This window comes from Arenibacter algicola (assembly GCF_000733925.1).
In the GTDB taxonomy this organism is placed as follows: Bacteria; Bacteroidota; Bacteroidia; order Flavobacteriales; family Flavobacteriaceae; genus Arenibacter; species Arenibacter algicola.
Genome location: NZ_JPOO01000003.1, coordinates 1,340,430 through 1,352,346, shown reverse-complemented (window position 1 = coordinate 1,352,346; position 11,917 = coordinate 1,340,430). Strand labels below are relative to the sequence as shown.

Annotated in this window: 9 protein-coding genes and 1 tRNA gene; all 10 read left to right on the top strand. The window is 39.7% G+C overall.

The genetic code is table 11. The features are described from left to right. Window positions 1-59 precede the first annotated feature (59 nt). Window positions 60-132 (top strand) — tRNA-Trp (locus U735_RS0116210). Between the two features lie 93 nt (window positions 133-225). Next, on the top strand, window positions 226-414 hold the full coding sequence (gene secE, locus U735_RS0116205; RefSeq protein ID WP_031444832.1) for a preprotein translocase subunit SecE: 189 nt from the start codon (window positions 226-228) through the stop codon (window positions 412-414). Between the two features lie 10 nt (window positions 415-424). Further along, a complete protein-coding gene (gene nusG / locus U735_RS0116200) occupies window positions 425-976 on the top strand; it encodes a transcription termination/antitermination protein NusG (protein WP_031444831.1) in 552 nt (183 codons plus the stop codon). Between the two features lie 69 nt (window positions 977-1,045). Further along, window positions 1,046-1,483: a 50S ribosomal protein L11 gene (rplK, locus tag U735_RS0116195; RefSeq protein WP_031444830.1), complete on the top strand. Its 438-nt coding sequence runs from the start codon at window positions 1,046-1,048 to the stop codon at window positions 1,481-1,483. 20 nt (window positions 1,484-1,503) lie between these two features. Further along, the gene (rplA, locus tag U735_RS0116190) at window positions 1,504-2,193 is read left to right on the top strand and encodes a 50S ribosomal protein L1 (protein ID WP_031444829.1); all 690 of its coding nucleotides are present in this window, start codon (window positions 1,504-1,506) and stop codon (window positions 2,191-2,193) included. 22 nt (window positions 2,194-2,215) lie between these two features. After that, window positions 2,216-2,731 carry a 50S ribosomal protein L10 gene (rplJ, locus tag U735_RS0116185; RefSeq protein WP_031444828.1) on the top strand — a complete coding sequence of 172 codons (516 nt, stop codon included), beginning with the start codon at window positions 2,216-2,218 and terminating at the stop codon, window positions 2,729-2,731. A gap of 53 nt (window positions 2,732-2,784) precedes the next feature. After that, on the top strand, window positions 2,785-3,165 hold the full coding sequence (rplL, locus tag U735_RS0116180) for a 50S ribosomal protein L7/L12 (RefSeq protein ID WP_031444827.1): 381 nt from the start codon (window positions 2,785-2,787) through the stop codon (window positions 3,163-3,165). Between the two features lie 136 nt (window positions 3,166-3,301). After that, on the top strand, window positions 3,302-7,111 hold the full coding sequence (gene rpoB, locus U735_RS0116175; RefSeq protein WP_031444826.1) for a DNA-directed RNA polymerase subunit beta: 3,810 nt from the start codon (window positions 3,302-3,304) through the stop codon (window positions 7,109-7,111). A gap of 62 nt (window positions 7,112-7,173) precedes the next feature. Beyond that, entirely contained in the window at window positions 7,174-11,472 is a 4,299-nt protein-coding gene (rpoC, locus tag U735_RS0116170; protein WP_031444825.1) for a DNA-directed RNA polymerase subunit beta', read from the top strand. A 113-nt stretch (window positions 11,473-11,585) separates the two neighbouring features. After that, complete coding sequence (locus U735_RS0116165) at window positions 11,586-11,897, top strand: DUF3467 domain-containing protein (protein ID WP_031444824.1); 312 nt, start codon at window positions 11,586-11,588, stop codon at window positions 11,895-11,897. Window positions 11,898-11,917: the final 20 nt, after the last annotated feature.

Sequence of the window (11,917 nt, the reverse complement as noted above, 5' to 3'; positions counted from 1 at the left end):
AGTATAGTTTACATTGAGGGTGTCTTGCTAAAGCGGGATACCTTTCAATGTAAATATAAACGGGTGTAGCTCAGTTGGTAGAGCACTGGTCTCCAAAACCAGGTGTCGGGAGTTCGAGCCTCTCCGCCCGTGCAAAATAGAATGGGTTCTTTTCTGATTGGGATGATGTCGTCAGTATTTTTTTAAGACCTTGTTTTATAGTTAAGAAAATAAATATTTCGCAGCATGATTACATATATAAAAGAATCTATAGACGAACTTAGGAATAACGTTACTTTACCTACTAGGGCGGAGTCTTCCAACTTGATGGTAATCGTGGCGGTGTTTTCTATAATTTTTGCGCTTGCGACTTGGGGTGTTGATAGTTTGTTTAGTAAATTGATACAACTGTATTTCAATAACATAATCAATTAAGAAGCACTGTATGTCAGAAGTATTGGATAAGAAATGGTATGTTGTAAGAGCTGTAAGTGGTCAGGAAAACAAAATTAAAGGCTATATAGAAACGGAAGTTGCTAGGCTTGGTTTTGAGGACTATTTGGAAGAAGTTCTTGTTCCTACTGAAAAAGTGGTGCAAATAAGGAACGGTAAAAAGATTAATAAGGAACGTGTTTATTTTCCTGGATATATTATGATCAAAGCCAACCTTGGAGGTGAAATGATCCATATTATCCGTTCTATTACCAATGTGATTGGATTTTTGGGTGAAACCAAAGGTGGGGATCCTGTTCCCTTGAGGAAATCCGAAGTGAATAGAATGCTTGGGAAAGTAGATGAATTGGCAGTTAAGACCGATAGTGTTGCCATACCATTTGTGTTTGGTGAGACGGTAAAGGTTATTGATGGTCCTTTCAATGGTTTTAACGGAACCGTGGAAAAAATTAACGAAGAAAAGCGCAAGCTGGAGGTAATGGTGAAAATTTTTGGAAGAAAAACACCATTGGAACTCAGTTATATGCAAGTAGAAAAAGTTTAATAAGAACTGTTACATAGATAAAAGAAGTGTTGCTTCCAAATTAGCACTCTTTAAATTTAATTTTAAACAATGGCAAAAGAAGTAAGTAAAGTAGTTAAACTACAAGTTAGGGGAGGTGCAGCGAATCCGTCGCCACCGGTTGGACCCGCTTTAGGTGCTGCCGGGGTCAACATTATGGAGTTCTGCAAGCAATTCAATGCTCGTACGCAGGATAAGCCAGGCAAAGTATTGCCAGTTGCGATCACGGTTTATAAAGACAAGTCGTTCGACTTCGTTGTAAAGACACCGCCGGCGGCAGTTCAATTAATGGAAGCGGCTAAGATTAAAAAAGGATCTGGCGAGCCTAACAGAAACAAGGTTGCAAGTGTATCTTGGGACCAGATCAAGTTGATCGCTGAAGACAAAATGGTAGATCTTAATGCCTTTACGGTAGAATCGGCAATGAGTATGGTTGCAGGTACAGCAAGATCTATGGGTTTAAAAGTTGCAGGCAACAGACCTTTTTAAAATCTTAAAAGCAATTTAGAATGGCAAAATTAACAAAGAAGCAAAAGGAAGCCCACAGCAAAATAGATAAGAATAAACTCTATTCTGTTGAAGAGGCATCTGCTTTAGTAAAAGAAATAACCAATACAAAATTCGATGCATCTGTTGAATTGGCGGTACGTTTGGGCGTTGACCCAAGAAAAGCCAATCAAATGGTTCGTGGTGTAGTTACACTTCCACACGGTACCGGTAAAGATGTTAAGGTTTTGGCTTTGGTAACACCGGACAAAGAAGCTGAGGCTAAAGAAGCTGGAGCTGATTTCGTAGGATTGGACGAATATTTGGATAAAATTAAAAACGGTTGGACCGATGTTGATGTAATTATCACAATGCCAAGTGTTATGGGTAAGTTAGGTCCTTTAGGTAGGGTCTTGGGACCAAGAGGTCTTATGCCGAACCCAAAAACAGGTACGGTTACAATGGATGTTGCCAAAGCAGTAGCTGAGGTAAAAGCCGGTAAGATCGATTTTAAAGTGGATAAAACAGGAATTGTGCATGCTGCAATTGGGAAAGTTTCTTTCTCAGCTGATAAAATTGCGGATAATGCCAACGAACTGTTGGATACATTGGTAAAATTAAAGCCAACTGCAGCCAAGGGAGTATATGTAAAAACTATATATATGTCCAGTACCATGAGTCCTAGTGTTGCATTGGATCCAAAAGCAGTTTAACTGGTAGTTAAAAATTTTTATTATGACAAGAGAAGAGAAATTAAATGTTATACAAGATTTAACTGCGCAGTTAGGGGATAGCTCCACTATATATTTAGCCGATATTTCCGGATTAAATGCTGAAAGTACTTCAGCTTTAAGAAGGGCTTGTTACAAGGCTGATATAAAACTTGCTGTAGTTAAGAATACCTTGCTTGCAAAAGCAATGGAGGCTTCGGATAAGGATTTCGGTGAACTTCCATCAGTGTTGAAGGGGAATACCTCTTTAATGTTTTCGGATACCGGAAATGCACCTGCAAAGCTGATCAAGACTTTTAGAAAAAAGTCTAACAAGCCTTTGTTGAAGGGAGCATATATTGCTGAAGCAATTTATGTTGGTGATGATCAATTGGATGCTTTAGAAAGCATTAAGTCTAAAGAAGAAATGGTTGGAGAAATTATTGGATTGTTACAATCCCCAGCTAAAAATGTTATTTCTGGACTTAAATCTGGCGGTGGTAAACTTGCTGGAATCCTTAAGACATTATCAGAAAGATAATACGTACGCACTAAAAACAATTATATTTTAAAATTTTATTAAACGATAGAAAAATGGCAGATTTAAAAGATTTCGCAGAACAATTGGTTAACCTTACAGTAAAAGAAGTAAATGAGTTGGCTAATATATTAAAAGAAGAGTACGGTATAGAGCCTGCAGCTGCTGCAGTTGCTGTTGCTGCTGGTGGCGGTGCTGCTGAAGGTGGTGAGGCTGCTGAAGCTCAAACTGAATTCGACGTTATATTGAAAGCAGCTGGTGCTTCTAAATTAGCAGTAGTTAAATTGGTTAAGGAATTAACTGGTTTAGGATTGAAAGATGCTAAGGACATCGTTGATAGCGCACCAAAAGCCGTTAAGGAAGGTGTTTCTAAAGACGAGGCTGAAGGAATTAAAAAATCTTTGGAAGAAGCAGGAGCGGAAGTTGAGCTTAAATAATAGTAACAACAACCATTAATATTTTGGTTTAGGTCTTTCCGCTTTTTGTGGCTAGACCTAAGCCTTTTTATACATACCGTGTATAGTGGCATACACTACCCAATTATAGTATTCACGATCAAAATTTTGTCCATAGATGTTCACAAATCAGACTGAAAGAATAAGTTTCGCATCCGCTAAGAACACGCCGAATTATCCGGATTTCTTGGACATTCAGATTAAATCATTTCAGGATTTTTTCCAACTTGAAACTAAATCTGACGAAAGGGGCAATGAAGGGTTGTACAACACCTTCATGGAAAACTTTCCAATTACAGACACAAGGAACCAGTTCGTATTAGAATTTTTAGATTATTTCATTGATCCACCGAGATATTCCATTCAAGAATGTATAGAGCGTGGACTTACTTATAGTGTTCCATTAAAAGCAAGATTAAAATTATATTGTACGGATCCCGAGCATGAGGATTTCGAGACCATTGTACAAGATGTGTACTTAGGAACTATTCCTTACATGACGCCTAGTGGTACCTTTGTTATCAATGGAGCGGAACGTGTTGTTGTTTCCCAATTACACCGTTCTCCTGGGGTTTTCTTTGGCCAATCCTTCCATGCTAACGGAACTAAATTATATTCTGCCAGGGTTATTCCTTTTAAAGGTTCCTGGATAGAATTTGCAACAGATATCAATGGTGTTATGTACGCCTATATTGATAGAAAGAAAAAATTACCGGTTACTACCCTGTTCAGAGCTATTGGTTTTGAAAGGGATAAGGATATTTTGGAGATATTCGACCTTTCTGAAGAGGTTAAGGTTTCCAATGCCGGCTTGAAAAAAGTATTGGGCCGTAAATTGGCGGCCAGAGTATTGAATACATGGCATGAGGATTTTGTGGATGAGGATACTGGCGAAGTAGTATCTATTGAAAGAAATGAGATTATCCTGGACCGTGATACTATTTTGGAAAAAGATCACATAAATGAGATTTTGGAAGCTGATGTGAAGACTATTCTTTTGCACAAAGAGAATAATGCACAAAGCGATTATGCCATTATCCATAACACCCTTCAAAAGGATCCAACGAACTCTGAAAAAGAGGCTGTTGAACATATCTATCGTCAATTGCGTAATGCTGAGCCACCCGATGAGGAAACAGCACGTGGTATTATAGATAAATTGTTCTTTTCCGATCAACGTTATAACCTTGGAGAGGTTGGACGTTATAGAATGAACAAAAAATTGGGATTGGATATTGGAATGGACAAGCAGGTCTTGACCAAGGAAGATATCATTACCATTATAAAATATTTGATCGAGTTGATCAACTCCAAAGCTGAGATCGATGATATTGATCACCTTTCCAACCGTAGGGTAAGGACTGTAGGTGAACAATTGTCCCAGCAATTTGGTGTTGGTCTGGCACGTATGGCCAGAACAATTCGTGAGCGTATGAACGTACGTGATAATGAGGTGTTTACCCCTATAGATTTGATCAATGCCAAGACCTTGTCCTCGGTAATCAACTCTTTCTTTGGTACCAACCAGTTATCACAGTTTATGGATCAAACCAATCCATTGGCCGAGATTACGCACAAAAGAAGATTATCGGCATTAGGGCCAGGTGGACTTTCCAGAGAAAGAGCAGGGTTTGAAGTACGTGACGTTCACTATACGCACTACGGTAGACTTTGTCCTATTGAAACTCCTGAAGGACCGAACATTGGATTGATATCTTCACTTTCGGTATTTGCCAAGGTTAACCCAATGGGCTTCTTGGAAACACCATATCGCAAGGTGGATAATGGTACAGTAAACATTAATGACTTTACTTATCTAAGTGCAGAAGAGGAAGAAGGAATGAAAATTGCCCAGGCAAACATTCCTATGGATGAAAAAGGTACTATAACTGCAGAGAAGGTAATTGCAAGGGAAGAAGGGGATTTCCCCGTAGTGGATCCTGCCGAAATCCAGTATACTGATGTTGCGCCTAACCAAATAGCGTCTATTTCGGCATCTTTGATTCCATTTTTGGAACATGATGATGCCAACAGGGCCTTGATGGGATCTAACATGATGCGTCAGGCAGTTCCATTATTGAAGCCGGAGTCACCTATCGTAGGTACAGGTTTGGAGCGTCAAGTAGCGTCTGATTCAAGGGTGTTGATCAATGCAGAAGGAGATGGCGTTATAGAATATGTTGATTCCCAAAAAATCACTATTAAGTACGACCGTACCGAAGAGCAAAGATTGGTAAGTTTCGAAGAGGATTCCAAAACTTATGAATTGGTGAAGTTTAGAAAAACAAACCAAGGAACAAGTATTAACCTTAAGCCAATTGTTAAAAAAGGTTACAAGGTTAAAAAAGGACAGGTACTTTGTGAAGGTTATGCAACAGAAAGTGGCGAATTGGCCTTGGGTAGAAACTTGGTCGTGGCCTTTATGCCATGGAAAGGTTATAACTTTGAGGATGCGATCGTAATTTCTGAAAAAGTAGTACGTGAGGATATCTTTACGTCTATCCACGTTGATGAGTACGCTTTGGAGGTAAGGGATACCAAATTGGGAGCTGAAGAGTTGACCAATGATATTCCTAACGTTTCTGAAGAAGCTACAAAGGATTTGGATGAATACGGTATGATCCGTATTGGAGCGGAAGTTAAGCCTGGAGATATTTTGATAGGTAAGATTACTCCAAAAGGTGAGTCCGATCCTACTCCGGAAGAAAAATTGTTACGCGCTATTTTTGGTGACAAAGCTGGTGACGTAAAAGATGCTTCCTTAAAGGCATCCCCATCTCTTAGAGGGGTTGTTATAGATAAGAAATTGTTCTCAAGATCTGTAAAGGATAAGCGTAAGCGTTCCGAGGACAAGGAAGAGCTTTCCAAATTGGAGTTGGAATACGAAGTAAAATTCCAACAGTTGAAAGATGTATTGGTCGAAAAGCTATTTACATTGGTCAACGGCAAAACTTCTCAAGGGGTATTGAACGACCTTGGGGAAGAAGTGTTGCCAAAAGGGAAGAAGTATACCATGAAAATGTTGAACGCCGTTGACGATTTTGCCCATTTGGTTGGTGGAAGTTGGACTACGGATAAGGAAAGCAATACCATGGTAACGGATCTTTTGCATAACTATAAGATAAAGTTGAACGACCTTCAGGGTAACCTTAGAAGGGACAAGTTCACTATTTCTGTAGGAGATGAATTGCCTGCCGGTATTATGAAATTGGCCAAAGTTTATATTGCTAAAAAACGTAAACTTAAGGTTGGTGATAAAATGGCGGGTCGTCACGGAAACAAAGGTATTGTTTCCAGAATCGTACGTCATGAGGACATGCCGTTCCTAGAGGATGGAACACCTGTGGATATCGTATTGAATCCGCTAGGGGTACCTTCGCGTATGAACATTGGACAGATTTATGAAACTGTTTTAGGATGGGCCGGATTAAAATTAGGGAAGAAATATGCGACCCCAATTTTTGATGGTGCTACCTTGGATGAAATCAATGCCTATACCGATGAAGCTGGAATTCCTAGATTTGGACATACCTATCTTCATGATGGTGGTACAGGTCAGCGTTTTGATCAGCCTGCGACTGTTGGAGTTATCTATATGTTGAAACTAGGACATATGGTAGACGATAAGATGCATGCTCGTTCAATTGGACCATACTCACTTATTACGCAGCAGCCATTGGGTGGTAAAGCACAATTTGGTGGACAGCGTTTTGGAGAGATGGAAGTTTGGGCGCTGGAAGCATATGGTGCCTCTGCTACACTTCGTGAAATATTGACCGTTAAATCGGATGATGTAATAGGTAGGGCCAAGACATACGAGGCGATCGTAAAAGGAGAGACCATGCCAGAACCTGGTTTGCCAGAATCTTTCAATGTATTAATGCACGAACTTAAGGGATTAGGTTTGGATATTAGATTGGAAGAATAACAAGGATTGGTTTTGAACACTATTCCTAAAAACAAGAATTAAATTAGTATCAGAATATAGTTATGGCTAGACTAAAAGATAATAATACCATTAAAAGGTTCGATAAAATTTCAATCGGTTTGGCATCTCCAGAAGCTATTTTGGCAGAGTCAAGAGGTGAGGTTTTGAAACCTGAAACTATTAACTATAGAACGCACAAGCCTGAGCGGGACGGTCTATTCTGTGAGCGTATTTTTGGTCCTGTAAAGGATTATGAATGTGCCTGTGGAAAATATAAAAGAATTCGTTACCGCGGTATTGTTTGTGATCGTTGTGGGGTAGAGGTAACAGAGAAAAAGGTACGTAGAGATAGGGTAGGACACATTAATTTGGTTGTTCCTGTTGCCCATATCTGGTATTTCCGTTCCTTGCCCAATAAGATTGGTTACCTATTAGGTTTGCCTTCCAAGAAATTGGATATGATTATTTACTACGAGCGTTATGTAGTAATTCAGCCAGGTATTGCCAAGGGACCCGACGGTGAGGAAATCCAAAAAATGGATTTCTTGAGCGAAGAGGAGTATTTGAATATATTGGAGTCCATTCCACAAGAGAATCAATATTTGGAAGATACTGACCCAAACAAGTTTATCGCTAAAATGGGTGCGGAATGTCTTATTGATCTTTTGGCAAGAATAGACTTGAGCCAATTGTCTTATGAATTAAGGCATAAGGCCAATACCGAAACTTCCAAACAACGTAAGACAGAGGCCCTAAAAAGACTTCAAGTAGTTGAGGCCTTGAGGGAATCACAAGAAAATAGGGAGAACAGGCCTGATTGGATGATCATGAAGGTAATTCCAGTTATTCCACCGGAATTACGTCCTTTAGTGCCATTGGATGGTGGTCGTTTTGCTACTTCGGATTTGAACGATCTTTACAGAAGGGTTATTATAAGAAACAACCGTCTTAAGAGATTGGTCGAAATTAAGGCTCCAGAGGTAATTCTTAGAAATGAGAAACGTATGCTTCAGGAGGCAGTGGATTCTTTATTTGATAACACACGTAAGGCATCTGCAGTTAAAACCGAATCAAATAGACCGTTGAAGTCACTTTCAGATTCATTGAAAGGTAAGCAAGGTCGATTCCGTCAAAACCTTTTGGGTAAACGTGTGGATTATTCCGCCCGTTCGGTAATCGTCGTTGGACCTGAAATGCAGTTGTTTGAATGTGGTTTGCCAAAAGATATGGCGGCTGAACTATACAAGCCTTTTGTAATCCGTAAATTGATTGAAAGAGGTATTGTAAAAACGGTGAAATCTGCCAAGAAGATCATAGATAAGAAAGAGCCTGTAGTTTGGGATATTCTTGAAAATGTTTTAAAAGGACATCCTGTATTATTGAACCGTGCTCCTACATTGCACAGATTGGGTATTCAAGCATTCCAGCCAAAGCTTATTGAAGGTAAGGCTATACGTTTGCATCCATTGGTATGTACTGCATTCAACGCGGATTTTGATGGGGATCAAATGGCAGTTCACTTGCCTTTGGGACCTGAGGCTATTTTGGAGGCACAACTTTTAATGTTGGCATCACATAATATTTTGAACCCTGCAAACGGTTCACCTATTACCGTACCATCACAGGATATGGTCTTGGGTCTGTATTATATGACCAAAGAAAGAAAGTCTACTCCAGAAGTAGCAGTAAAAGGAGAAGGGTTGACTTTCTATTCCTATGAAGAGGTGGTTATTGCCTTTAATGAAGGGAAATTAGATCTTAACGCGGGTATTAAGGTACGTGCCAAAGATTTTAATGAGGCTGGTGAACTGGTTAATCAGATCATTCCAACTACAGTTGGTAGGGTATTGTTTAACATGGTAGTACCAGAACAGGCAGGATACATTAACGAGGTATTGAACAAAAAGTCGCTTAGGGATATTATTGGTAATATCTTAAGTGTTACCGATGTTCCTACAACCGCGGAGTTCTTGGATAAAATAAAAACTATGGGTTATGAATTCGCTTTTAAAGGTGGATTGTCCTTTAGTTTGGGAGATATTATTATTCCGCCAGAGAAGCATGAAATGATTGCGGATGCCAATACACAGGTAGATGGTATTATGGCCAACTATAACATGGGTCTTATTACCAATAACGAACGTTACAATCAGGTAATTGACGTATGGACATCGACCAATGCAATGTTGACAGAATTGGCTATGAAACGTATTCGTGAAGATCAGCAAGGATTTAACTCTGTGTATATGATGTTGGATTCTGGTGCAAGGGGCTCCAAGGAGCAGATTCGCCAGTTGACCGGTATGCGTGGATTAATGGCGAAACCAAAGAAATCTACTGCTGGAGGTGGGGAAATTATTGAAAACCCCATTTTGTCCAACTTTAAAGAGGGTCTATCCATTCTTGAATACTTTATATCTACCCACGGTGCACGTAAGGGTCTTGCGGATACGGCGTTGAAAACGGCGGATGCGGGTTATCTAACACGTCGTTTGGTGGATGTTTCACAAGATGTAATTATCAATATTGAGGATTGTGAAACACTAAGAGGGGTTCAAGTTGAGGCTCTTAAGAAAAATGAAGAGATTGTTGAAACTTTAGGGGAACGTATCCTTGGAAGGGTTTCATTACACGATGTTTATGATCCTATTTCTGAAGAATTGCTTTTAAGGGCAGGTCAGGAAATAATGGAATCCGATGTTAAGAAGATTGAGGCATCCCCAGTTGAAAAAGTAGAGGTTCGTTCTGCCTTGACATGTGAGGCCCAGAAAGGGATCTGTGGTAAATGTTATGGACGTAACCTGTCTACCAATAAAATGGTACAACGAGGTGAGGCTGTAGGTGTAGTAGCAGCACAGTCTATCGGTGAACCAGGAACACAGTTAACGTTGCGTACTTTCCACGTGGGAGGTATTGCAGGTAACATTTCCGAGGAAAATAAATTGGAAGCCAGATTTGGTGGAATTGCAGAAATTGAAGATTTAAGGACAGTTTCCAGTCAAGACGGAGAAGGTAAAAAATCTGATATTGTAATTTCCAGGACATCTGAGATTAAGGTTGTAGATGCTAAATCTGGAATAACGTTAAGTACCAATAACATTCCTTACGGTTCTAACTTGTTCATTAAGAATGGTGAAAAAATCGAGAAAGGTCAGGTTATTTGTTCTTGGGATCCATACAACGGAGTTATTGTTTCGGAATTCCCTGGGCAGATCGCATATGAGAATATAGAACAGGGTATAACTTACCAAGTAGAGATTGATGAGCAAACAGGATTCCAAGAAAAAGTAATTTCGGAATCTAGGAACAAGAAATTGATACCTACCCTATTGATCAAGAACAATAAGGATGAAGTGTTGCGTTCTTACAACCTTCCGGTTGGATCGCACATTATGGTTGACGATGGAGATAAGATCAATGAAGGTAAAATTTTGGTCAAGATACCACGTAAATCAGCTAAGGCTGGGGATATTACGGGTGGTCTTCCAAGAGTTACCGAATTGTTCGAAGCTCGTAACCCATCTAACCCTGCTGTTGTTTCCGAGATTGATGGTGTTGTTTCCTTTGGTAAGATAAAGAGAGGTAACCGTGAGATTATCATCGAATCCAAATTGGGTGAGGTTAAGAAATACTTGGTGAAATTGTCGAATCAAATTCTTGTTCAAGAAAATGATTACGTACGTGCCGGAATGCCATTGTCCGATGGGTCGATCACTCCTGAGGATATCTTGGCAATCAAAGGACCTTCAGCTGTACAACAATACTTGGTGAACGAAGTTCAGGAAGTATATCGTTTACAAGGGGTGAAGATCAATGATAAGCACTTTGAGGTAGTAGTTCGTCAAATGATGCGTAAGGTTCGTATTGAGGATCCGGGAGACACTATTTTCTTAGAAAATCAATTGGTTCACAAGGATGATTTCATCCAGGAGAACGATGAGATTTTTGGACAGAAAGTGGTAGAGGATGCTGGTGATTCCGAAAACCTAAAACCAGGTCAGATTGTAAGTGCTCGTGAATTAAGGGATGAAAACTCGATTCTTAAACGTAATGATAAGAATTTGGTTACGGCAAGGGATGCTGTGGCAGCAACTGCTACACCTATCCTACAAGGAATTACACGTGCTTCCTTGCAGACGAAATCATTTATCTCGGCCGCTTCTTTCCAAGAGACGACCAAAGTACTTAACGAGGCTGCGGTAAGCGGTAAGGTAGATACTCTGGAAGGATTGAAAGAAAACGTAATTGTTGGTCATAAAATACCAGCAGGTACGGGAATGAGGGATTATGAAAATATCATTGTAGGCTCCAAGGAGGAATACGATGAAATCATGGCCCGAAAAGAGGAATTGAAATTCTAAATAATTGGAACCTCGGTGTTATGCACCGAGGTTTTTTTTTGGACAATCGGCAATTAAATTGTTCTTTGTACATTGCCGTTTAGTTAAATAGTAATAGATAATCATTTTTTATAATGAGTGATAAAGATCAAAACCAAAAACAGATCAATATAGAATTGGATGAGAAAACAGCTGAGGGAATATATTCCAATTTAGCTATTATCAATCATTCGGTTTCAGAGTTTGTAGTGGATTTCATTAGTATGATGCCCGGGGCTCCCAAGGCAAAGGTTAAAAGTAGAATTGTACTTACCCCACAGCATGCCAAGAAATTCTTAAAGGCGCTAGGCGATAATGTTAATCGCTTTGAAAAGGCCCATGGTACCATAAAGGATTATGAGCAGCCGCCAATTCCATTAAATTTTGGTCCAACGGGTGAGGCTTAATAACTAAAAAACCTTCTGTG

What these genes read in the sequence shown, in the direction of transcription:
- rplL (WP_031444827.1), top strand. Translation starts at nt 2,785, where the DNA reads ATGGCAGATTTAAAAGATTTCGCAGAACAATTGGTTAACCTTACAGTA.
- rpoB (WP_031444826.1), top strand. Translation starts at nt 3,302, where the DNA reads ATGTTCACAAATCAGACTGAAAGAATAAGTTTCGCATCCGCTAAGAAC.
- U735_RS0116165 (WP_031444824.1), top strand. Translation starts at nt 11,586, where the DNA reads ATGAGTGATAAAGATCAAAACCAAAAACAGATCAATATAGAATTGGAT.
- rplK (WP_031444830.1), top strand. Translation starts at nt 1,046, where the DNA reads ATGGCAAAAGAAGTAAGTAAAGTAGTTAAACTACAAGTTAGGGGAGGT.
- nusG (WP_031444831.1), top strand. Translation starts at nt 425, where the DNA reads ATGTCAGAAGTATTGGATAAGAAATGGTATGTTGTAAGAGCTGTAAGT.
- rpoC (WP_031444825.1), top strand. Translation starts at nt 7,174, where the DNA reads ATGGCTAGACTAAAAGATAATAATACCATTAAAAGGTTCGATAAAATT.
- secE (WP_031444832.1), top strand. Translation starts at nt 226, where the DNA reads ATGATTACATATATAAAAGAATCTATAGACGAACTTAGGAATAACGTT.
- rplA (WP_031444829.1), top strand. Translation starts at nt 1,504, where the DNA reads ATGGCAAAATTAACAAAGAAGCAAAAGGAAGCCCACAGCAAAATAGAT.
- rplJ (WP_031444828.1), top strand. Translation starts at nt 2,216, where the DNA reads ATGACAAGAGAAGAGAAATTAAATGTTATACAAGATTTAACTGCGCAG.